The organism is Psychromonas sp. B3M02 (assembly GCF_003318165.1).
Classification (GTDB): Bacteria; Pseudomonadota; Gammaproteobacteria; order Enterobacterales; family Psychromonadaceae; genus Psychromonas.
Window position 1 is genome coordinate 26,704 of the sequence record NZ_QOCB01000020.1, and the last position, 22,272, is coordinate 48,975.

A 22,272-nucleotide genomic window follows, 5' to 3' on the forward strand; every position below is an offset into this window, starting at 1 on the left:
AACAACGCAATTTAAGCACAATGTAATCGCCGAACTGCCCGCAGTCCGGCTTTTTTATATCTTTTAAAATAGCGACATTTGATCTGACGTTATTAAGTTAAAATCTTTGCCTAACACAGGTAAAATAGCTTCTGCGATAGGTTTTAATTGCTTATCAATGTATTGCTGGTAATCAATATCAGAATGAAGATATTCCTGTGGCTCTGGACCATTAACAGTCAACAAATAGCCTATTCTTCCACGTTGTTGATAACGTAATGGTAAACCTAATGCCGCATTTTGTTGATCCGCTAAACGTGCTGCTTTTACTTGTGGAGGTACATTCTTAACATAATCTGCTAAAGGGCGACGTAAGCGTTTATGATAAACCAGCTTATCATCTAATTGCCCTTGTTTGAGTTGCTCAATAGTATCCATGATATAGGTTTCTACGGGCAACCCTGCGAATATCTTTTGATAAAGTGCCTTCTGAAAATTTTGTGCTAACTCAGTCCAATCCGACCGAACCGTCTCCAATCCTTTGAAGACAATTTCCTCGCCTTTATCGGTCATGGTTAAACCTGCATAACGCTTTTTAGACCCAGTATCTTGGCCGCGTAAGGTTGGCATAAAAAATTTCGAAAAAGCCGTTTCAAACTCAATCTCTAAGAAACAATCTAAATCAAACTCTTCACGTAACCTAGTTTCCCAATAATGATTAATATCCTTAGCTAACAGCTTGCCTGCTTGCATTGCTTGTTGTTGATCTTGGCAACTTTTCAAGTACACAAAAGTAGAGTCCGTATCACCATAAATAACCTGCTGTCCCTGCGCTTCAATAAACTGTGCCGTATCTTGCATTATTTGGTGACCACGTAACGTGATCGAGCTTGCTAAGCGGGTATCATGAAAGCGACAACCCGCAGAACCCAAGACACCATACATACTATTCATAATGATCTTAATAGCATGTTGAAAGGCATGATTTTTATCTTTTTTAGCCTGTTCACGAGCAGCAGTTAAGGTATTAATAATCTTAGGTAAGTGATGCGCAGTACGGCTAAACCTTGCTCCTCTAAAGCCGGGTATGGTTTCATCTTCAGGTGCTAATAACCCTTCTACCATACCCAATGGGTCAATCTTAAAACTACGCATGATATTAGGGTACAAAGACTTAAAATCTAATACTAATACCCACTCATATAATCCCGGTCGTGAGTCCATCACAAAACCACCCGGGGAGTGCTGTGCCTGTACATCCCCTAAATTCGGTGCAATATAACCACTACGGTGTAATAACGGTAGATACAGATTAATAAAGGCCGCCACCGATGCGCCGCGCCTTTCCAAAGCAAGTCCAGTCAAACGTGCTCGTTGAATAGTATATTCAGCAAGTTGTTTATCCTCAAAAATACGCTCGACGAGTAAGCAATCTTGTAAATTGTAACGTGCTAAGGTTAACGGCTCTTGCTCAAATTGGCGTTTAATTTCAAGGCCTTTATCGCTGTTGTTAGCGATTAACTTACCTTCACCAAATAAGCTTTGGCTAACAAACTCTAAACTATAACTTTCAAAGTGAAGACTGGCATTCTTTAAGGCATCTATGCCGTCCAGGACAACTCTTCCATTTAATATCACAGAACCAGAGTCAGGATTGTCTCTATGTGTTAACCACTTTAAGGCACTCCCATCTCGGCCTATAGTCAAAGGCACACTTAATATCTGGGCTCTTTTAGCTAATAAACGCATATCGAAATTTGCTACTGCCCACCCAATAATTGCATCGGGGTCGTGTTGTTCAAACCAATGGATAAGCGCTAATAACAATGCCCGTTCATCTTTAACCCATTGCACATTAATATCATCGGCGGCTTGAGGGCGACCTATCATTAATACCGTATGATGAGCGTTTTCAGCGTCACCAACATTGCCCATACTTAATGCAATACTATACAACTCACTCTGTGGGCTACATTCGACATCCAATGACACCATAGTTACATGCCCATTGGCTTCAATCACCTCAGCATCTGTCTCACTAGATACTGTCGCATGTTGACAGGACCAGTACGATCCAAGCCAATCAATTTGCCCTGACACCTTGACCACACCATAAATAAAACGCTCCATCAAAAAACGGTCGCTTAATTTAATATCTCCTTCATAGGTAGCAATACCTTGCTGCATTAAGGCCAATTGGCACCACTTATGAAGTTGTTGTTTAAACGTGTAAATGGCACAGACTTTCTGTCCATTAAAGGTTTTAAGGTCAATAGGCCTAATAAAATCTGGAAAGCAGTTTTCTTGTTTCCAAATAGATTCAGCCTGCTCCAGTTGTGCTTGCTCAATAAGGAAAACATAACGTTGTTGGGGGATAACAATACGGCATGGTCCACGCTCGGTGGTTAACCAGAAAATCAAATCAACACCCTGTGTTGTTTCGACTTGTTGGCGAGATAAAATCAGGCCAGATAGGGAAGTAATAGAAGTTTCGCTCATAAACTGCATCTTATACTAATATCAATTATATTAAATAAGTGTTGTGTGTTATGTGTAGAAAAAATGACTTAGTTTAAGCTGTTAATTGAAAGGATTGGAATGTGTTATAAAGCTGAGAGTGAATAGCAATCTCTTATTCAAGATAATTGCCATTCACTCCCTTTATGTTAACCGCGATGACGAGGTAGGAGTAGATTCAATAAGATAGCCACGATGCCACACAGGCTAACCCCCTGTAAACTGAATGAACCAATGCCTAATGCCATACCACCAATACCAAATACTAAGGTAACAGAAACAATACACATATTACGTGGTTGAGATAAGTCTACACGATGACGAATCATGGTATTCAACCCTACAGATGCAATCGTACCAAACAACAGCATCATAATACCGCCCATGACTGCACCCGGAATAGTTTGTAATACAGCACCAAACTTACCTACAAATGCCAGCAAGATAGCAATAATAGCTGCCCACCACATGATTTTAGGATTGAAGTTACGCGTTAGCATGACTGCACCCGTTACTTCTGAGTAGGTTGTATTAGGCGGACCACCAAATAATGATGCGGCGCTTGTAGCAATACCATCACCTAGTAAAGTGCGATTTAAGCCAGGCTTTTTAAGGTAATCTTTACCTGTCACATTACTGATCGCTAGAATGTCACCAACATGCTCAACGGCAGGTGCAATAGCAACCGGAATCATAAATAATACCGCCTGCCAATTCCACTCAGGTGCCACAAATTTAGGCACACTTAACCAAGCAGCGTTACTAATCGCACTAAAATCTAACACGCCAAAAAAGAAAGCTAGAATATAACCGACCAGTACACCACAAAATATCGGCACTAACTTAAATATACCTTTCGCTAATGTTGAGACTAACAAGGTGGTGATCAATGCAGAAAAAGAGATGATCATAGCCGTATTCTGTTCCATCAATACCGCACTTGCATCACCGGTTTTACCTAACGCCATATTCACTGCAACAGGTGCTAAACCTAAACCGATGACCATGATCACAGGGCCAACCACCACTGGTGGTAATAAACGATGGATAAAACCAACACCTTTTAATTTCACTGCATAAGACATCAACATATACACCACACCGGCTGCAAATAAACCGGACATCGTTGATGCAATGCCCCAGGTTTGCACGCCATAGGCAATAGGTGCAATAAAGGCAAAACTAGAAGCAAGGAAGATTGGCACCTGACCTTTGGTGACTAAATGGAACAATAATGTACCAATACCTGCGGTGAATAACGCCACATTAGGATCTAAACCAGTGATCAAAGGCATTAAGACCAATGCACCAAAGGCCACAAATAACATTTGTGAACCAGCAAGCGCTTGCTGGAATAATGATAGATTAGCTGTACTATCTAGCTCAGCTGAGTCAGAGGAGACACTGTCTGACATATTAAATTCCCTTTATAAAAACAATAGAGTAGGTAAATCAACCTATTTTACTTAAGTAAAATAGGTTGATTTATTAGCATAAAATTATTTAGTACCGAAGATTTTATCACCCGCATCACCTAAACCAGGTACGATATAACCATGCTCATTTAAGTGAGAATCGATAGAAGCCGTATAAACTTCAACATCTGGGTGAGTCTCTTCCAAAGCTTTTAGACCTTCTGGAGCAGCCACTAAAATAAGTACTTTAATATTTGTACAGCCACTTTCTTTGATCAAATCTAATGTTGAGATCATCGAACCACCAGTTGCTAACATCGGGTCAACCACTAATGCCATACGTTGATCAATTTGACTAACTAGCTTTTGGAAATATGGCACGGGTTCTAGCGTTTCTTCATCGCGGTAAATACCAACTACACTGACTTTTGCACTTGGGATATAGTCTAAAACACCGTCCATCATGCCTAAACCTGCACGTAAGATAGGCACAACCGTTACTTTTTTACCTTCGATTTGCTGTACTTCAATCTCCCCTTCCCAGCCTTCGATTTTCACTGTTTCTAATGACAAGTCATTAGTTGCTTCATAAGTTAATAAGCTTGACACTTCACGTGCTAATTCACGAAAACGTTTGGTACTAATACCCGCTTCACGTAATAAACCTAATTTATGCTGGATAAGCGGATGTTTTACTTCAATAACTTTCATGCTGTGTCTCCAAATGAATAAAATGTTAAAATCGACCGATGTTAGCAAGATAAAATGAATCAATTTATGTGCTGTATCATTATAAATTGAAATCAGTTGTTTTTGTTAAAATTAGTCAATTTTTTAAACAAAAAAGGCTAAGGGTTTCCCTTTAGCCTATTGATTTAAATGTATATTAATAACAAGAGAGCCCTAGTTATTATTTAAATTAGTAGCGCCGATTTTATGAATCGCCACATCTGCACCTTTGAACTCGTCCTCTTCATCTAAACGAATCGGTGTAATCGTATTCACTAGCTTATAAACAATAAAACCACCCACTACAGCAAACACAATGCCCGCTAATGAACCGATTAATTGACTCATAAAGGTTACGCCACCTAAACCACCAAAACTTTCTAATCCAAAGATCCCAGCGGCAATACCGCCCCATAGTCCACATATTCCGTGTAAAGGCCAAACCCCTAATACATCATCAAAATTAGAGAACTTATTCTGTACATAAGTGAATACCCAAACAAATAAACCACCCGCAACTAAACCTGTCGTTAACGCGCCAATGGGATGCATCAAATCGGAGCCAGCACAAACCGCTACTAAACCCGCTAGTGGGCCGTTATGAATAAAACCAGGGTCTTTTTTACCAATCACTAAAGAACTGATAATGCCACCGACCATCGCCATTAAAGAGTTAATGGCTACTAATCCACTAACGCCCTCAATCGCCTGTGCAGACATCACGTTAAAACCAAACCAACCAATAGATAAGATCCAAGCACCTAACGCTAATAAAGGGATATTAGACGGTGCAAAGGCAATCACTTTGCCTTGACGAAAACGCCCATGACGACTGCCTAAAACAACAATGGCAGCAAAAGCAATCCAGCCACCCACTGCGTGTACTACAATCGAACCGGCAAAATCATGGAAAGCAGCCCCGAAATTAACCGTTAACCAATCTTGGAATCCATAATTACCATTCCAAATCATCCCTTCAAAAAACGGATAAACAATACCAACACATAAAGCGGCAGCAATTAACATGGGATTAAATTTAGCTCGCTCGGCAACACCACCTGAAATAATCGCAGGAATTGCAGCAGCAAAAGTCATTAGGAAGAAGAATTTAACTAATTGATAGCCATTATTTTCGGCTAAAACGGCGGCGCTATCGAAAAAAGTAACACCGTAAGCTAACCAATAACCGAAGAAGAAATAAACCAGTGCAGAAACACCAAAGTCAGACATAATTTTAACCAAAGCATTCACTTGGTTTTTATGACGAACCGTCCCAACCTCTAAAAAAGCAAAACCTGCATGCATGGCAAACACCATGATTGCGCCTAATAAAATAAATAAAGTATCCGCACTACTGATTAACGCGGTGACATGATTTTGTACTAAGTCCATCTTTCCCTCTTTTTACATCCTTAAAAAATTGAGGCGAACCTTACCCGATCAATAAGTTAGTTAACATAGCTTTATCCTATTTTTCGCTTTTTTTTGATATCAAATCAAGATTAGGCAAAAAGATGAAAGGTCGTGCATTTAATAAAAAACAACCTTTATAAAAACAACACATTTACTTAATTTAAATCAGAATAAATAGAGATGAATTTACTTTTTTCCTATAACAAACCAACCGTTAATCAGTATCAGGTATTTATTTACATCGCCCACTGAAATAGATTGAACGCCTCAGCAAAATGTTACATTACAACACTTTTAAATTAATGGATGAATAGAGGTTGGCTTACATTGAATTTGATAAAGGTAAGAGTATACAGATATACACTCACTTCCCTGCTTTACACATTGCCAACCAGCCTGTTTACAATTAAAAGCCTTAACTTGGTCTCCTAGCCGCCACAAAACTTTATTAAAACCTATCTCGTTGACCGTACAATCAGGTGAACTTGTCGCTGTAGTTGGCCTTAATGGTGCAGGAAAAACCCGCTTATTGCGCTGTCTTTATTGCGTAAATAAACCTTCTAGTGGTGAAGTTCTACTCGATGGCGAAAAAATTTGGTCTTTAACAGCTCGTCACTGTGCGCAACGCATTGCCACGGCATTAGAAGATTCCAACGCAGAGTTTGCATTGACCGTATTTGAAATGGGTTTAATATCGAAATCGACTCATTGGAAGCGAACCTCATCTGACATCATAGCAATAGATAACCACAGTTCTGGTTATTGGAAGATAAACATCACATAAAATCAGATAGTTAAATCATGTAATAGACAATACTGATAGTGCTGCGTAGTTCAAGGCAAATTATTGCTCAATAACGGGTTATTGAGCAATAATTTAACGCCGAAATCCTTATAAATAGCGGTGTTGACTCGCTTTTCTTATCCAGTATTGAGGTTAGAAAGTGTATTGGCTTTGCTCGATATAAGTCACCTTCAATACAGGCATTTTAATTCATTACCAGAAGGTGAACGACAGCGAGTCATTATTGCCAGAGCGATAATACAAGAGCCCGACGTACTTATTTTGGATAAACCAACCTTAACACTCGAAATTTTCCCAAAAAAAAGCCTGAACATATGTTCAGGCTTTTTTAATGTCATACCAATTATATTAAATAAGTGAGCTAAATTTTGCGTAGGAAAAATGACTTAGTTTAAGGCGTAATTTGAAGTGAAGGGTATTTCCTTTACGAAGATTACAACGCAGAAATAAGTTATTTTAACAAGTAAAATAGATTACTTAATTAGTATGATTGGTATAACTCCTCTTGCTGGGCTTGAACCAGCGACACACGGATTAACAGTCCGTTGTATTGACCTTGGTCTCGCTCACAGTATTCAAGTAAGCGATCTTGGTACCAACTAAATAACAGTGCTCAAATTGCTCTACCAACTGAGCTAAAGAGGAATGAATCTTAACACTCGAAATTTTCCAAAAAAAAAGCCTGAACATATGTTCAGGCTTTTGTAATGTGGCTCCTCTTGCTGGGCTTGAACCAGCGACACACGGATTAACAGTCCGTTGCTCTACCAACTGAGCTAAAGAGGAATTGTAACTTTCTCACTGATTAATCTAACAAGGATTAACAGTATCTCTATGGCTCTACCGACTAACCTAAAGAGAAATTATAAATATTTATCGTAATTTCTTACGTTTAACTTCGATTTATCAAAGTTAAAGAATGTGGCTCCTCTTGCTGGGCTTGAACCAGCGACACACGGATTAACAGTCCGTTGCTCTACCAACTGAGCTAAAGAGGAATTGTAACTTTCTCACTGATTAATCTAACAAGGATTAACAGTGTCTCTATAGCTCTACCAACTTAGCTAAAGAGGATTGTATTTTTCTTACTTATTAATCTGAATACGGATTAACAGTATCTCTATGGCTCTACCAACTAACCTAAAGAGGAATTGTAAATGTTTATCGTAATTTCTTACGTTTAACTTTGACTTATCAAAGTTAAAGAATGTGGCTCCTCTTGCTGGGCTTGAACCAGCGACACACGGATTAACAGTCCGTTGCTCTACCAACTGAGCTAAAGAGGAATTGTAACTTTCTCACTGATTAATCTAACAAGGATTAACAGTGTCTCTATGGCTCTACCAACTAACCTAAAGAGGAATTGTAAATATTTATCGTAATTTCTTACGTTTAACTTCGACTTATCAAAGTTAAAGAATGTGGCTCCTCTTGCTGGGCTTGAACCAGCGACACACGGATTAACAGTCCGTTGCTCTACCAACTGAGCTAAAGAGGAATTGTATTTTTCTTACTTATTAATCTCAATACGGATTAACAGTATCTCTATGGCTCTACCAACTAACCTAAAGAAGAATTGTATCTTTTCACTGACTAATCTAATAACTGATCAACCGAGCCTTTATATCTAAAAGGTCTTATCTAGCCCTTCATCATATCAATTCATTTTATAAATGAAAGGATAACTAAACAATATTTTGTCCGAGTCATCTTAAAGACGGGCGCAGTATATTTTTTGCAGTGAATCATGTCAACAAAAAAGGAGGATAAAAAAATTGGTTGCTGATAAATCAAACAACCAATCACAAATATTCGCTAACCTGCTTTTTTATTGTGCAATATCAATCAGATTAAATATCCCACTTAATACTGTCGTGTAATTTTTCTTGCGTCATTTCAAGTGGTTCATCTGGCTCACCAACAATCACTATGTTAGTTTTGCCCATTTTTTCAGACATACCTTTTAAATGCTCATTACTAAATTTCGCAGCAGGTGTGAATTTTCCTTGTTCTGGTACGACAAACACAGTCACACGCCCTTTCTCACCTTTTAGTATCATATGTAAAGCTGAAGTACCTTTGAAACTACAGTAGTTTACAAACATCACTTCGCCTAAACCTTCTTTAGCTTGTCCGCCATATACTGCGAGTTTAGCATTTACCGCCTGTAAGCTTGCATTCTCATTAGCCTTAGCTGTTAGGAAATACTCGTTTTTAACCATCTCTAACGCAACATTACCTATATCTTCAGGCGCTTGCTCAACGGCTGCGACTTCCACTGGTGGGGTAACTGTTTTCTGTATAAGAGGTATACTTAAACCAATAACAAAAGCGACAGAAGCAGCAATAGCCAGATGCCATCGAGCACTGATATTTTTGTCACGCTCTAACGCAAAGCTTTGCTCTAACATTATTTTGTCGGCTAAATCATCAGGCACATCCACTTTTAAACTATCTTTTAATAATTTATCGAATGCTTTGCTGTCATCGACTAGTTTTTTTGATGAATCAGAAGACATTGCTCTCTCTAAGAACTCTTCGGACTTATCATTGGGTGTTGCAATCGCTGTATGACGAAATAAAATATCATCCATGCGCTTCTCCGGTATTATTAATTTCTACTTTTAAATTAGTTTTAAGTAGATTTTTGGCTCTAAATAACCGTGTTAACACGGTATTTTTATTTAAATCTAATTGGGCCGCTATCTCTTCTGCAGTAAAGCCTGCAATGAGTTGTAACAACAGAGGTTCTTTATAGTCAGCAGGTAACGCTGCTATTTTTTGCTGAATGAGCTCTTTATCATATGGGCTAGACTCTTCTTCTGCTGCTACTTCGTAATCATCAATATCAACTAACGATAATTGCTTACGTTCAAAGCGCCTAGCATTCTCGCGGCGCAAAATTGTAAACAACCAAGCTTTGGCTGATTTATCATCAAGTAAACTGTCAATGCTTTTCCATGCACGTAAACAAGTTTCTTGCACTAGATCTTGAGCAACCTCAGAATCACGGCAAACCCACAATGCGTAGCGGTAAAGATCAGCGCTATAGACATTCACTAATGATTCATATCGTTTCTGTTTTCTATTCATATCCTTAATGACCGAGGATGATGAACTTTTATTTCGTTTCGATTTAAAAAAATTCATTATTTTCCTTTAATGCAAACTTTTCGCCTAATTTCGCTTATGAATGTCTGATATTTAGCGTCCTGCTATATAAATGCGAAGGGCTTTCTTTAAATACTATTAATAGTACCAGTAAATTAATAACCTCTATTATTGAATAGTTCTAGCAAGTTCGCAAATACAACAGTATTAAAACAAGGTTAGGTTATGCGAAGTTATTGAACATTTAAATAAATAGGTAAATAAACAGTAGATAATACGTATTGAGTGTTGAAACTTAGGCTAACCTTTAATTTGCTACCAAAAACGTGTATTCGATAGGTACTGTCTTATCATCAATTAATAAAGTGATTTGTAGTGTGATTGATGCATTTTTTTCAGAGCAGGCTCCCACCATAGTTTGTGCTTGGTAAGTAATACTGTGGTTTATACTCTCAACGGGCACTAAGGTGACAGATATTTTACCTTCAAAGCCTTTTTCACTGACCATTTTTGCATCACTTACTGTCCAGTTTTTTAATTCACTGGTTAAACTGATATTAAACGGCTGATCAGGCACAACTTCCCCTTCCTCCACCGTTAATATAAAACGCCCAGACGCTGACTCTAGGACACAAGGCTTAGATAACTGACACACTAGCTGATCTGTTTTTGAAACTTGATTTGATTGCTCCGAAGATGATTGTTCACTACTCTCAAAGCTCAGTGTTCTCCATACAAATAACCCAATTAATAACGAGAGCATAATCAGTAGTTGGATTAATCGAGTAGGTGTGAGCATTATTTTTCCTTGTTAGTGGCAAAAACCACTTTTATATAAACCTAATGGCTTTACATAAAGTTACATCAGATAAGTTATACCGATGGTATTTGATATTGGATCTAAATTTAGCGTTGGGAAAATAGACCGGTTAATGATTGTGATTAGTATTCGCTTATTATAAATGTTTTCAGTTAATGGTTAAAACTTTTTAGTTTACACAATCAAATTACAGCAGTTCCTATCTACAGTTTTAATTATTAATGATGAAAAGTATTAACACGCTTAACCTCTTGCGACTGGCAATACTCCTTTATTAATCAAATTTCTTTGCGCCAGCGCATAAAAACAATAAAAAATAATAATGACACCATCATTTTTAAGCAAAAAAACACCCACTAACAACTTTAGTATTAACTATTTTAAAGGTGCTTTATAAGGTGCTAGTATTAAGTTAAATCAATAAAATGAAGAGATGAACATGGATAAAAGTAATACAAGTCGTATACAAAGTGGTGCTTGTGCAATTCATTGCCAAGATTGCAGTATCAGCCAGTTATGTATTCCTTACTCTCTCAACGAAACTGAATTGGAGCGTTTAGATACGATTATTGAACGTAAAAAACCAATTCAAAAAGGCAGTGAGATTTTTAAAGCCGGTGAAGCAATGAGATGTCTCTATGCTATTCGTTCTGGTACTTTAAAGTCTTATACCATTACAGAGCAAGGTGATGAACAAATCACAGCTTTCCACCTTGCAGGAGACTTAGTTGGCTTTGATGGTATTAGCTCTGGCACTCATCCGAGTTTTGCACAAGCATTAGAAACAGCAATGATTTGTGAAATTCCCTATGACACACTTGATGATTTATCGACATCAATGCCTAAGTTAAGACAGCAAATTTTGCGTCTTATGAGTAATGAGATAGTAGAAGATCAAAGCATGATCCTACTTTTGTCCAAAAAGAACGCCGAAGAAAGATTAGCTTCTTTTATCCATAACCTTTCAGTGCGTTACGCCGCTCGCGGTTTCTCGCCAAGAGAGTTTAGATTGTCAATGACACGTGGGGATATCGGTAATTACCTAGGATTAACCGTTGAAACAATCAGTCGATTATTAGGTCGATTCCAGAAAAGTGGCATGATTGCAGTGAAAGGCAAATATATTACCGTATTAGATGAAGCACAACTTTCAGCATTATCAGGCTCAATGACGTAATAGTGTTAACACACAATCCATTGCCCTTTATCGCTAATCTCATCACTAATACACTAACTATATTGTTAAGTTTTAAGGAGTATCATTAACCACTGTAGTTAGTGTGATTGGTATCACTACCTAATTAGCTGTAATTGCTCTAAATTAAAGGTAGTGATTTCTAAAAATTGGAGGCTAACATGCTTAAATATAATAATATTTTAGTTTATATCGATCCAACACAAGAACAACAACCCGCATTACAAAGAGCGATTGAAATAGCGCAAAATGATAAAAACACCAAAATAACGCTATTCCTATCTTGTTATGACTTAACCTATGAAATGACCTCGTTAAGCTCTGCTGAAGAGCGCCAGGTGATGCAATCTTTGGTTATCAAAGAAAACCAAGAATGGTTAGATACCCTCGCAGATCCTCACCGAGCAGAAGGTTACGCCATTGCTTGCCAAGTCCACTGGCATAACCGCCCTTTCCAAGCAGCCATTCAACTTATCCTAAGAGAAGGCTACGACCTGTTAATTAAATCTACTCATCCACACTCTCGTCTTAGCGCCATTTTATTCACACCAACTGACTGGAACTTATTGCGTAAATGCCCTATCCCACTGTTATTAGTGAAAGCGAAATCATGGCCTGAAAATGGCAATATACTGTGTGCTATTGATTGTAAAAGCGTTGAGGATGAAGCACACCATAGCTTAAATGAAGCGATTCTGACTGAGGCTAATGATATTGCTCAGATGATAAAATCTAATATTCATGCGGTTAATGCGTATCCAAGCCCGCCAATGAATATCATGATGGAATTACCTGAATTTGATCCAATTCATTATGAAGATGGATTAAAGAAATTCCATCAAAAAACCTTGAATGATTATGCTAGTAAGTATCAACTTATGCCTGAAAACATTCACCTGGAGCAAGGTTTACCAGAAGATGTGATCAGCGAGGTGGCGCAACAGATTAATGCTGAATTAGTTATCTTAGGCACAGTGGGACGCTCTGGCTTAGGCTCAACGCTACTTGGACATACTGCAGAGCAAGTAATTGATAAATTAGACAGTGATTTACTGGCGTTAAAACCACAAGGCTTTGTTAGCCCAATTAAGATAGATGAATAATAATATAAATTAGATACATAAAAGTATTGTGCAAAACTAAAAGGCCCAATAACCAAATACTCGGTTATTGGGCCTTTTTAATGGAAATATTCTAAAGCTTAAAGACTTCCACTGACTTACTTAATGCATTGGCGATATCTAATAATTCATCAGCACGTTTTGCATTATTTGCAGAGCTTTCTGAGGTTACTTTCGCCATGTCGTTAATACCTACAATACTTTGATTAATCTCACCCGCAACTAAGGTTTGCTCTTCCGCTGACGTTGCAATCTGATTATTCATATCTTGAATGATAGAAACAGAATGACGGATCTCTTCTAAGGCCTGATTTGCCTCTTGAGATTTAACTGCCGTTGACTGTGCATTATTTACATTCACTTGCATCAGCTCCACTGAGTTTTTAGATTCCGTTTGCAGGCTGTTGATCATGGTTTGGATTTCAGTGGTACTCTCTTGTGTTCTATTTGCTAAACTACGCACTTCATCTGCAACTACAGCAAAACCTCGGCCTTGCTCACCAGCCCTTGCGGCTTCAATCGCGGCGTTCAATGCTAATAAGTTAGTTTGCTCAGAGATAGCACGGATAACTTCGATAATACTACCGATATTATCAATTTCACCTTCTAGCTTATTCATCACTTGCTGCACGCCCGTCACCCCTTCAACCAAGGTTGAGATATCAGCGTTCATGCCATTAACCACTTCAATCCCTTTATTGGACTGATTATTTGCTTCATCAGCAGCTGTAGAGGCACTTAGCGCATTACGCGCGACTTCATCAACGGTCACCGCCATCTCATTCATCGCCGTAGAAGTTTGCTCTAACTCCATCATTTGAGTTTCTGAACTGCGGTTAACATTTGAAGCAGACTCTGACATCTGTGTAGAGGCACTGTTTAATTGACTGCTTGATACATTAATATGCTCAATAATATCTTTTAAGCTATCAACCATAGTTAAAATTGCACTATAAATTCCCGTCTCTTGCCCGGTAGCCGGCGCGACTGAACTCAACTTACCCTGTGCAATATTCTCTACAATTTTCTCTATATCAGCAGGCTCGCCACCCACAGGACGATACATAACCTTGATAATAATCAAATAGATCAAGTATAAAGAAACAACAATAAAGACAAAAGCAATCAATAAGGTTGATTGCAAATCTTCACTGGAAGCTTTTGTTATTTCATCCCATTCCGTCCAGGTCCATACATTCCAATTTAAGCCATCAATACGAATACCTGACACTGTGTATTCTTCACCCTCTAAAAAGTAATTATGGTGACTCATTTCTGCGGTTTGGAACGCTTTATATGAAGGTCTTTCCTGATATAGGTTTTTACCCACTAAGGTATTATCTTTAGCTGCTAATAGATAACCATCTTCACGACTTACGAAGACATGATTATCAGGGTCCAATATATGTACAAACTCGCTCATTTGTTTAACACTAATATTCAAGCAAACAACACCAACAATCGAACCATTCCGTTTCACGGGTAATGCTAATGCCATGACGTTACTGCCTAATGAACTTTTATAAGGCTTAGTAATGATACGGTCTTCGCCATTAAATATTCTGACATACCACTCACGTTGTAATTGTTTGGCATTAAAGCCCACTTCTAAGCCATCGCTGGCATGCGCATAGGTTTTAGCATCCTTAGTGGTAATATAAGCGTCGAGGATATCCAAATTATTAGCCATGGCATGTAGGGCATTAACCGTTTCACGTTCATTTAATAATCCCGTTGAGTTAATCTCAACACTATCAGCCAAAATGCTTAACGCATCAAAATAGCGTTCCATTTTCTGTTCAATTGATTTAGAAATCAAAGCGGTTTGAACATCCATTCTAGTATTGTTATTTTCAATAGATTCAGCTCTAAAGTTAAAATAACCAACACCCGAGATAGCTGATATAGCCAGCGTTAGTAACAAGCCTATCAGTAATAATATTTTTGTTTTTGCGGTCATAGTTTATGCTTCCTTGGTAAACTACTTTCATTTCAGTAATGAAGAAAAGTAATACAATGTTCTGTTGGCTTTTGATAACCGTTATAGCAACAGAAATAGGTAAATAATGTGGGTATATTCGATCAAATTGACTCCTTTTTTACTGAGATATTTACAATAAAAAAGGAGTGTTCTAAGGTTAAGCTTGCTCGTTTAAGTAATTCAACACCACTTCGTGGTGATCTTTAGTTTTAAACTTATTAAAGATATGTTGTAACTTGCCCTCTTCATCGATTAAAAATGAGGTTCTTACTACGCCCATATTTTCTCTGCCCATGAATTTTTTTAGTTGCCAAACACCAAAGCTTTCACAAACGCTATGGTCCTCATCACCTAATAAAGTAAAGTTCAAGGATTGTTTGTTGATGAAGTTAGTTAACTTCTTTGGTGTATCAGGGCTAATACCTAATACCACTACATTCAAGTCTGCTAAATCATCTTTACTATCGCGCAAAGCACAGGCTTGTGTTGTACAACCAGGGGTAGAGGCTCTTGGGTAAAAATAGACCAATACTTTTTTACCCAAGTAATCACTTAAAGTAACCTGGTTATTATCTTGATCTGGTAAGGTGAAATTTGGCGCTAAGCTACCGACTTCTAACATAAATTTTATTCCCACTAGTTAAAAATTAGACACATTATTAGTGTTTGTCTGTTCTTTTGATGTTATCGGCAAAAGAACCGACTTCTTTACCTACTTTTTTAATAAAATTGAAAAAATATCCTATAAAAACAACCTTATTAATCAATAGACTCTATTACATTGTTCTCCATTTGTACTGCTGGCCACGCATTAAGCACAGCTTTGACTAAGGTCGCTAAAGGTATCGCGAAAAAGACTCCCCAGAAACCCCATAAACCGCCAAAAATTAATACTGAAATAATAATAACAACTGGGTGTAAGTTTACCGCTTCAGAAAATAAGATAGGTACAATCAAATTACCATCTAATGCTTGAATAATGCCGTAAGCAATCATCAAATAAGCAAACTCTGGCGATATTCCCCATTGAAATAACGCCACAACAGCCACAGGTACTGTCACTACGGCTGCACCGATATAGGGGATCAAAACAGATAAACCGACCAATACAGCTAATAAGGCTGAATAACGTAAGCCCATAAAGAAGAAGGTAAAGTATGTCGCTACGCTAACAATTAATATTTCAGTAATTTTACCGCGAATATAGTTCATGATTTGGCCATTCATTTCTGACCATACTTGCGCAGCTAGTTTTCTGTTATTAGGCAAAAACTTAACCATGCTCGCTATCAACTCATTTTTATCTTTAAGCATAAATACCATCATCAGAGGCACCAATATTGCGTACACGAGTAATGCAGCAATATTCAATAAAGATGCAAAAGATTGGGATAATAGGAAGCCGCCACTATCCACTAAATAACTTTTTATAGTGCCTATCAAGTGTGTAATGGTTTCAGGATCAACCGCTTCTGGGTAATGTGCCGGTAGGGTTAACATATAAGTTTGTCCCTGATTTAGCATAGTAGGTAAATCTTGTACAAAAGAAGCAGCCTGTTTGAATAGTGTTGGTAAAACACCTAAAAAAGCAAAAATAGAAATAGATACAAACAATGCCATTACAATCAGCGTTGCCACTGTCCTGTTCATTTTGAAGCGCATCAAGTAGGTCACAGGCCAATCCAGCAAATAAGCCAAAACAATCGCAACAAATAAAGGCGTTAAAATATTACCAAAAAGATAGATTACAAAAAAAGAAAACAATAAAAGCAGGAACAAAACACTTAAATTAGGGTCTGAAAAACGTGTCTTATACCATTGAATTAGTTGCATAAACATTGGAGATTTATCCTTATATGATGGCGAATATGTTATTTTATCACTGACCTAAATAATGAGATAACAAACGCTATTATCCTTGTTTAATACCAATCACACATATTAAATATTATTGGTAATACACAAACACTAACACATTATTTTTAATGTGAATGTAATGTACTTAATTTGCTCAGCGTATCTACTTAAAATAGATACCTTAAAAGACCAATAGATAACTGATTAATTTCATTTAATCATCTCTTTTGCTGATCATGATAGCAACCATTGTTTCTATTATGAACGGTTAGTCAGCGATAGTTAACTATACAAACTAAAAGGCGAGTTAATGTAAATGACTGTTTTATTAACAAAGTTTAATGGTAGCATTTGAAGCAAGTAAATAAGCAACCTTTTCCAAGCCGATCAGTACTCAGCCGTGACTTAATTAAACCGGAGCGCATATGCTTTACAGATTAAAAAAATTAACAGTTTATTTACTGTTATCAACCTTAACCAGTACCAGCTTTGCTAATAATGATTTGCCTGAAATTGGTACCGTAGGTGCGGGTGTATTAACCATTCAAAAAGAGAAACAATATGGCTGGGCATTTAAAATGATGGCCCAACAGTCGTTACCTATTGTACGCGATCCAGTATTAAATCATTACATTACTAGCCTCGGAGAAAACATTGTTAGCCATGCTGATTCAGTAAAATTACCCTTTGAATTCTTTTTAGTAGAGGACAGCGAAATCAATGCTGCGGCATTTTTAGGCGGTAATATAAAAATCAATACCGGTTTATTTCTTTACGCTGAAACCGAGAGTGAGTTAGCCAGTGTTATTGCTCACGAAGTCGCGCATATTACCCAGCGCCACCTTGCACGTATGTTAGAAAAGCAAGCACTGAGTAACCCTGCTTCCATGGCTGCATTAGCAGGTTCGGTTTTATTGGCTATTATCGCACCAGCGGCGGGGTTTGCTGCGTTAACATCAACCTTTGCCATCAATATTCAAAATCAAATCAACTATACCCGAGCCAATGAATATGAGGCTGACCGAATCGGTATACAAACCTTAGCTAAGGCTGGTTATAATCCCTATGGCATGGCTGACTTTTTTGGAAAGCTAGCAGAAAAATATAAATATGCTTCTTCACAGCCACAAATGTTATTAACCCACCCGCTCCCTGAAACTAGATTGGCAGAGGCAAGGTTAAGAGCCAGTCAGTTTATCAATAAACACATGAAGAAAAGCCTCGACTATCAATTGAGTAAAGCACGTATTATCGTGCGATTTGATCAAGATAATACAGCGGCGCTAATCAGTCGTTACCGCAGTCAACTTACTAATCAAAGTTATCAACTTAAAGCTGCGGCGCAATATGGCTTAGCCTTAGCTTATTTTAAGAATAAACAGATGGACCTAGCCGAAAAATTAAATAACCAATTGTTAAGCGACGATCCAGATAATCTTTTCTATCTTGATTTAGCAACTGATATTTCACTGTCCACTAATCAAGATCAGCAAGCAATTAAGCGCCTTACTAATTACGAAAATAAGTTTACTAGCAATGCCGTTAGCACGTTAAACCTGGTTATTGCATTACAGGAAGATAAGCAATATGAGCTTGCTGATAAAAAGCTTTCTTACTTTATCCGCAACAACCCTGAACATATTTTAGCACATCTTATTGCCATTGATCTTTATAAAGAAACAAAACAAAAAGCCAAGGAATTTGCCACCAAAGCAGAATACCTTGCTCTATTAGGGCGCTTTAAAGAAGCCTCTGAACAGATGGGCTCTGCGCTCGCCTATACTGATAAAAAATTAGACCAAGCACGCTATAGCGCCAAAATAGAAGAGTATAAACAGGATGACTTACGATTGAAGGAACTACAGGAATAATGAGTTTGCTGTATCACCTGTTATTAAAGAAATGAAACAGGTGATACTAACTTAGCGGTAAATGCTTATTTGCTTAGATGTACTCGCTTAGATTTGTTTTTCAAAATGTAACTGATCGTTTGCTTTAGCAACAAAGCCCATCTTAATTAAATAATCACGGTGCATATAATGACTTGCCGCTGCTTTTAAGACCTGTATTCCTCTATTTTTTAAGAACTCTTTATGTGTTTTAAAGTAATAAGTCCCTAATTTATAGTCACGGTATTTGGGAACCACATAATCTAGATAGATTTCAAAGTGTCCCGCTTCATCTAAGTAACCAATTAATAATCCAGCGATATTATCATCACGCAGCATGTAAAAAACACGGTTAGCTCGATACAACTCCGCAAAGCTTGCCTGCTTTGTTATCTCCTCTTGATTATTAGTTAAGAAATGACGCAGGTACTCAGAATCTATAGATGTGGCAACTATCTTGAACTCTTCTTTGGTCGAGTAAATCTTGTATAAAAAATAGATATTAATAACAGCGATACCTAAGTTCATTGCCACTGTCGGCCATGAATTAATAAAATAGGCAAAGGCCGCAAATAATAAACAACCTATAAAGTTAATCAGACGTAACTTAATAATCGAACTCATGGTTAACGAAATCAATACCACTAATGATGCTGCATACCCAAACCATTCAACCCAATTTGTTGAAATTAACTCATACATAAAACTTACTCCAATAAAAACTAACAACACTGCTCGTATTCGGCAGTGTAAATACAAATCCCAAATTCAATTAAGACTAAAATCAAAAGTAGTTTAAATAAGTTAAGTATTTTTAATATATAAATAAACATAACTTATGATGCGCCTCTCTACTTTGCTAAAAATTTAAAGCTACTCCTTTTACCTACTTCACTGCACTACATATAAATGAATGATAAAACTAAATAAATACTATATTTAATCATCATTTTGTCACTATAATGAAACTTCATTACTCCTCACTAAACGACACGAGAACTTCTATGGATCACAATCTCCTACTGTTATTTATTCCCACTTTTTTTGCTGTTTCGATTACTCCAGGTATGTGCATGACATTAGCAATGACCTTAGGTATGACTATTGGTATTCGCCGCAGCTTATGGATGATGTTAGGAGAATTGGTCGGCGTTGGATTAGTCGCATTATCTGCATTAATAGGTGTCGCAACCTTATTACTTGCTCGCCCACAACTTTTCTTATTACTTAAATACGCAGGCGGCGCTTACTTACTCTACCTTGGTATTCAAATGTGGCGTTCAAGAGGGAAAATGGCAATCCCTTCTACTCCAGTTGATAATGCCTCAGTCAAACGTTCAGCTTTAATTACACAAGGGTTTATTACTGCTATCGCTAACCCCAAAGGCTGGGCATTTATGATTTCATTATTGCCCCCTTTTATTAACCCAGATATTAATTTGTTACCTCAAGCCACTCAGTTAATTGCAGTTATCTTATGCTTTGAGTTAATCTGTATGTTGTTATATGCAACAGGCGGCAAGACCTTACGTCACCTATTACAGCAACAGAGCAGTGTTAAACTACTTAATCGTATTGCTGGGTCGATGATGATGTTAGTGGCGGTATGGTTAGTGATCAGTTAATTCATTACAGGGGTTTCTATGACAATAATGCAAAAAACACTTTGGTTTATTGCAACAGCTGGAAATCTTTTCCTACTGAGTTTATCTATTTACTCTCCCCATATCATCACCTTTATACTGCTATTCTTCTCACTGACTTACACTTTTGTTGGTTTATATGATTATTTTTATAGCCCACATACTTTAAACCGACTTTATCCTGTTGTTGCTTATTTGCGTTATTTCCTTGAGTCTTACCGCGTTGAAATACAACAATACTTCATTGCTAACAATACCGAAGAAACCCCCTTTAACCGCGAGCAGCGTTCGCTTGTTTATCAACGTTCAAAAAACCAACGTGACACCATGCCTTTTGGTACACAACGAGAACTACTCGAAAATAACTATTTAAGTTTATGGCATTCTTTAGCCCCGGTGCACCTTACACAAGAAACGCAAGGTGTGTTAATTGGCCAACATAACTGTGCACAACCTTATACGGCATCATATTTAAATATTTCAGCAATGAGTTTTGGCGCTTTAAGTGGCAATGCCATTGAAGCGCTCAATTTAGGGGCCAAAAAAGCTAACTGCTACCATAATACGGGTGAAGGTGGTGCAAGCCCCTACCACTTTAAGCATGGTGGTGACCTCGTATGGCAAATTGGAACAGGGCTATTTGGTTGTCGCGACCAGCAAGGAAATTTTGATGCCAATAGCTTTCAAAAAACAGCCAGTTTACCAAATGTAAAAATGATTGAAGTGAAATTATCTCAAGGTGCGAAACCAAGTCATGGCGGCGTATTGCCTAAGGAAAAGATCACCGATGAAATTGCTAACATTAGACAAATAGAACAAGGTGAAGATTGTATTTCTCCAGCGGTGAACTCTGAATGTACTACTCCCAAAAAATTACTCTATTTTATTGAACGATTAAGAACATTAAGTGGTGGAAAACCTGTCGGTTTCAAGTTATGTGTAGGTAACCCAGCTGAGTTTTTAAGTATTTGTAAAGCCATGCTGGCAACTGGTATCACACCTGACTTTATTACAGTAGATGGCGCTGAAGGAGGAACGGGAGCAGCACCCGTTGAATTCTCGAATCGGCTAGGGCTTATGTGCATGGAGGGTATAAGCATCGTTAATAATGCCTTAAACGGCGTTGGGCTACGCCATAAAGTTAAAATAATTGCTTCTGGTAAAACAGCTTCTAGCTTTGATCTGCTTGCTAAAATCGCAGCAGGTGCAGACTTAGTCAATGCAGCAAGAACCATGATGATGGCAATCGGATGTGTTCAGTCCAGGAGTTGCAATACCAACCTATGCCCAACGGGCATTGCAACACAGGATCCAGCACGCTCTAAAGCACTAGATGTACAAATAAAAAGTGAACGTGTTAAACACTTTCATAATAATACACTCACTAGCTTCTTTGAATTAGTTGGTGCAATGGGTTTAGACTCCCCCGCTAAACTCACCACACAGATGATCAAAAAGCGGACTATTTGTGGTAACCAAGTGTCTATGGCTAGTTTTTCTGATCCATTAAATACTAATGATCTGATTGATAAAAAGGACCTAGGGGAGCCATGGCAAGGATGGTGGGAAGCGAGCAGCGCTGAGCAGTTTTTTGTCAATGATCTATTTATATTAAAATTGCCAACACCTTATACCAATTGTATTAAATAACTGATCTAAATTTTGCGCCGGAAAAATGGCTTAGTTTGAGGCGTAAGTTGATGTAAATGGTTGTTCCCTATACGAAACTTACAACGAAAAAATAAGTTGTTTTAACAAGTAAAATAGATCAGTTACTTACTATGATTGGTATTATTA

General features: G+C 37.7%; 18 protein-coding genes and 5 tRNA genes. 7 read left to right on the forward strand and 16 right to left on the reverse strand.

Annotated elements, in window-relative coordinates:
• Nucleotides 1-63 precede the first annotated feature (63 nt).
• The 4 genes from DS885_RS02680 to DS885_RS02695 form a co-directional block, all read right to left on the reverse strand.
• Nucleotides 64-2,478, reverse strand: a complete 2,415-nt coding sequence (locus tag DS885_RS02680) for a DNA polymerase II (RefSeq protein ID WP_113817867.1) — start codon at nucleotides 2,476-2,478, stop codon at nucleotides 64-66.
• Between the two features lie 167 nt (nucleotides 2,479-2,645).
• Nucleotides 2,646-3,911 (reverse strand): uracil-xanthine permease family protein, encoded by a 1,266-nt coding sequence (locus tag DS885_RS02685; RefSeq protein ID WP_113817868.1) that lies wholly within the window; start codon nucleotides 3,909-3,911, stop codon nucleotides 2,646-2,648.
• Between the two features lie 84 nt (nucleotides 3,912-3,995).
• Nucleotides 3,996-4,622, reverse strand: coding sequence for a uracil phosphoribosyltransferase (gene upp / locus DS885_RS02690; protein WP_113817869.1), 627 nt, complete (start codon nucleotides 4,620-4,622; stop codon nucleotides 3,996-3,998).
• Nucleotides 4,623-4,814: 192 nt separating this feature from the next.
• Nucleotides 4,815-6,032: an ammonium transporter gene (locus DS885_RS02695; RefSeq protein ID WP_113817870.1), complete on the reverse strand. Its 1,218-nt coding sequence runs from the start codon at nucleotides 6,030-6,032 to the stop codon at nucleotides 4,815-4,817.
• Nucleotides 6,033-6,516: 484 nt separating this feature from the next.
• Between DS885_RS02695 and DS885_RS02700 the strand changes: the two genes are divergently transcribed.
• Nucleotides 6,517-6,837 carry an ABC transporter ATP-binding protein gene (locus tag DS885_RS02700; protein WP_220149632.1) on the forward strand — a complete coding sequence of 107 codons (321 nt, stop codon included), beginning with the start codon at nucleotides 6,517-6,519 and terminating at the stop codon, nucleotides 6,835-6,837.
• Nucleotides 6,838-6,957: 120 nt separating this feature from the next.
• Complete coding sequence (locus tag DS885_RS17875) at nucleotides 6,958-7,218, forward strand: ATP-binding cassette domain-containing protein (RefSeq protein WP_369007747.1); 261 nt, start codon at nucleotides 6,958-6,960, stop codon at nucleotides 7,216-7,218.
• 139 nt (nucleotides 7,219-7,357) lie between these two features.
• Here the strand turns inward: DS885_RS17875 and DS885_RS17495 are convergent.
• The 8 genes from DS885_RS17495 to DS885_RS02740 all read right to left on the reverse strand — a co-directional run bounded on the left by DS885_RS17495 (nucleotide 7,358) and on the right by DS885_RS02740 (nucleotide 10,768).
• Nucleotides 7,358-7,503: transfer RNA gene (locus DS885_RS17495), tRNA-Asn, on the reverse strand.
• A gap of 65 nt (nucleotides 7,504-7,568) precedes the next feature.
• Nucleotides 7,569-7,644 (reverse strand) — tRNA-Asn (locus tag DS885_RS02710).
• A 136-nt stretch (nucleotides 7,645-7,780) separates the two neighbouring features.
• A tRNA-Asn gene (locus DS885_RS02715) sits at nucleotides 7,781-7,856 on the reverse strand.
• 212 nt (nucleotides 7,857-8,068) lie between these two features.
• Nucleotides 8,069-8,144: transfer RNA gene (locus DS885_RS02720), tRNA-Asn, on the reverse strand.
• A gap of 136 nt (nucleotides 8,145-8,280) precedes the next feature.
• Nucleotides 8,281-8,356, reverse strand: a tRNA-Asn gene (locus DS885_RS02725).
• Between the two features lie 352 nt (nucleotides 8,357-8,708).
• On the reverse strand, nucleotides 8,709-9,452 hold the full coding sequence (locus tag DS885_RS02730; protein ID WP_113817873.1) for a DUF3379 family protein: 744 nt from the start codon (nucleotides 9,450-9,452) through the stop codon (nucleotides 8,709-8,711).
• Nucleotides 9,445-10,008 carry a sigma-70 family RNA polymerase sigma factor gene (locus DS885_RS02735; RefSeq protein ID WP_113817874.1) on the reverse strand — a complete coding sequence of 188 codons (564 nt, stop codon included), beginning with the start codon at nucleotides 10,006-10,008 and terminating at the stop codon, nucleotides 9,445-9,447. Before DS885_RS02735 ends, DS885_RS02730 begins: the two co-directional genes overlap by 8 nt.
• A gap of 268 nt (nucleotides 10,009-10,276) precedes the next feature.
• On the reverse strand, nucleotides 10,277-10,768 hold the full coding sequence (locus DS885_RS02740; RefSeq protein WP_113817875.1) for a hypothetical protein: 492 nt from the start codon (nucleotides 10,766-10,768) through the stop codon (nucleotides 10,277-10,279).
• Between the two features lie 454 nt (nucleotides 10,769-11,222).
• Between DS885_RS02740 and DS885_RS02745 the strand changes: the two genes are divergently transcribed.
• A complete protein-coding gene (locus DS885_RS02745; RefSeq protein ID WP_113817876.1) occupies nucleotides 11,223-11,966 on the forward strand; it encodes an FNR family transcription factor in 744 nt (247 codons plus the stop codon).
• Between the two features lie 179 nt (nucleotides 11,967-12,145).
• Entirely contained in the window at nucleotides 12,146-13,087 is a 942-nt protein-coding gene (gene uspE, locus DS885_RS02750; protein ID WP_113817877.1) for a universal stress protein UspE, read from the forward strand.
• Between the two features lie 91 nt (nucleotides 13,088-13,178).
• Here the strand turns inward: uspE and DS885_RS02755 are convergent, their stop codons facing one another.
• From DS885_RS02755 to DS885_RS02765, 3 genes are all read right to left on the reverse strand, one after another.
• Nucleotides 13,179-15,065 carry a methyl-accepting chemotaxis protein gene (locus tag DS885_RS02755; protein ID WP_113817878.1) on the reverse strand — a complete coding sequence of 629 codons (1,887 nt, stop codon included), beginning with the start codon at nucleotides 15,063-15,065 and terminating at the stop codon, nucleotides 13,179-13,181.
• Between the two features lie 178 nt (nucleotides 15,066-15,243).
• A complete protein-coding gene (gene bcp / locus DS885_RS02760; protein ID WP_113817879.1) occupies nucleotides 15,244-15,708 on the reverse strand; it encodes a thioredoxin-dependent thiol peroxidase in 465 nt (154 codons plus the stop codon).
• 137 nt (nucleotides 15,709-15,845) lie between these two features.
• Nucleotides 15,846-16,925, reverse strand: a complete 1,080-nt coding sequence (locus DS885_RS02765; RefSeq protein ID WP_113817880.1) for an AI-2E family transporter — start codon at nucleotides 16,923-16,925, stop codon at nucleotides 15,846-15,848.
• Between the two features lie 443 nt (nucleotides 16,926-17,368).
• On the opposite strand from DS885_RS02765, the gene DS885_RS02770 reads away from it, so the two are divergent.
• A complete protein-coding gene (locus tag DS885_RS02770; protein ID WP_113817881.1) occupies nucleotides 17,369-18,814 on the forward strand; it encodes a M48 family metalloprotease in 1,446 nt (481 codons plus the stop codon).
• A gap of 87 nt (nucleotides 18,815-18,901) precedes the next feature.
• Here the strand turns inward: DS885_RS02770 and DS885_RS02775 are convergent, their stop codons facing one another.
• The gene (locus DS885_RS02775; protein ID WP_258546828.1) at nucleotides 18,902-19,591 is read right to left on the reverse strand and encodes a YgjV family protein; all 690 of its coding nucleotides are present in this window, start codon (nucleotides 19,589-19,591) and stop codon (nucleotides 18,902-18,904) included.
• A gap of 245 nt (nucleotides 19,592-19,836) precedes the next feature.
• Between DS885_RS02775 and DS885_RS02780 the strand changes: the two genes are divergently transcribed.
• Together DS885_RS02780 and DS885_RS02785 are read left to right on the forward strand one after the other, a co-directional pair.
• On the forward strand, nucleotides 19,837-20,457 hold the full coding sequence (locus tag DS885_RS02780; RefSeq protein ID WP_113817882.1) for a LysE family translocator: 621 nt from the start codon (nucleotides 19,837-19,839) through the stop codon (nucleotides 20,455-20,457).
• A gap of 18 nt (nucleotides 20,458-20,475) precedes the next feature.
• Entirely contained in the window at nucleotides 20,476-22,125 is a 1,650-nt protein-coding gene (locus DS885_RS02785) for an FMN-binding glutamate synthase family protein (RefSeq protein ID WP_113817883.1), read from the forward strand.
• Nucleotides 22,126-22,272: the final 147 nt, after the last annotated feature.

What these genes read in the sequence shown, in the direction of transcription:
- DS885_RS02755 (WP_113817878.1), bottom strand. Translation starts at nt 15,065, where the DNA reads ATGACCGCAAAAACAAAAATATTATTACTGATAGGCTTGTTACTAACG.
- DS885_RS02745 (WP_113817876.1), top strand. Translation starts at nt 11,223, where the DNA reads ATGAACATGGATAAAAGTAATACAAGTCGTATACAAAGTGGTGCTTGT.
- DS885_RS02785 (WP_113817883.1), top strand. Translation starts at nt 20,476, where the DNA reads ATGACAATAATGCAAAAAACACTTTGGTTTATTGCAACAGCTGGAAAT.
- bcp (WP_113817879.1), bottom strand. Translation starts at nt 15,708, where the DNA reads ATGTTAGAAGTCGGTAGCTTAGCGCCAAATTTCACCTTACCAGATCAA.
- DS885_RS02780 (WP_113817882.1), top strand. Translation starts at nt 19,837, where the DNA reads ATGGATCACAATCTCCTACTGTTATTTATTCCCACTTTTTTTGCTGTT.
- DS885_RS02765 (WP_113817880.1), bottom strand. Translation starts at nt 16,925, where the DNA reads ATGTTTATGCAACTAATTCAATGGTATAAGACACGTTTTTCAGACCCT.
- upp (WP_113817869.1), bottom strand. Translation starts at nt 4,622, where the DNA reads ATGAAAGTTATTGAAGTAAAACATCCGCTTATCCAGCATAAATTAGGT.
- DS885_RS02735 (WP_113817874.1), bottom strand. Translation starts at nt 10,008, where the DNA reads ATGAATTTTTTTAAATCGAAACGAAATAAAAGTTCATCATCCTCGGTC.
- uspE (WP_113817877.1), top strand. Translation starts at nt 12,146, where the DNA reads ATGCTTAAATATAATAATATTTTAGTTTATATCGATCCAACACAAGAA.
- DS885_RS02695 (WP_113817870.1), bottom strand. Translation starts at nt 6,032, where the DNA reads ATGGACTTAGTACAAAATCATGTCACCGCGTTAATCAGTAGTGCGGAT.
- DS885_RS02685 (WP_113817868.1), bottom strand. Translation starts at nt 3,911, where the DNA reads ATGTCAGACAGTGTCTCCTCTGACTCAGCTGAGCTAGATAGTACAGCT.
- DS885_RS02730 (WP_113817873.1), bottom strand. Translation starts at nt 9,452, where the DNA reads ATGGATGATATTTTATTTCGTCATACAGCGATTGCAACACCCAATGAT.
- DS885_RS02680 (WP_113817867.1), bottom strand. Translation starts at nt 2,478, where the DNA reads ATGAGCGAAACTTCTATTACTTCCCTATCTGGCCTGATTTTATCTCGC.
- DS885_RS02770 (WP_113817881.1), top strand. Translation starts at nt 17,369, where the DNA reads ATGCTTTACAGATTAAAAAAATTAACAGTTTATTTACTGTTATCAACC.
- DS885_RS02740 (WP_113817875.1), bottom strand. Translation starts at nt 10,768, where the DNA reads ATGCTCACACCTACTCGATTAATCCAACTACTGATTATGCTCTCGTTA.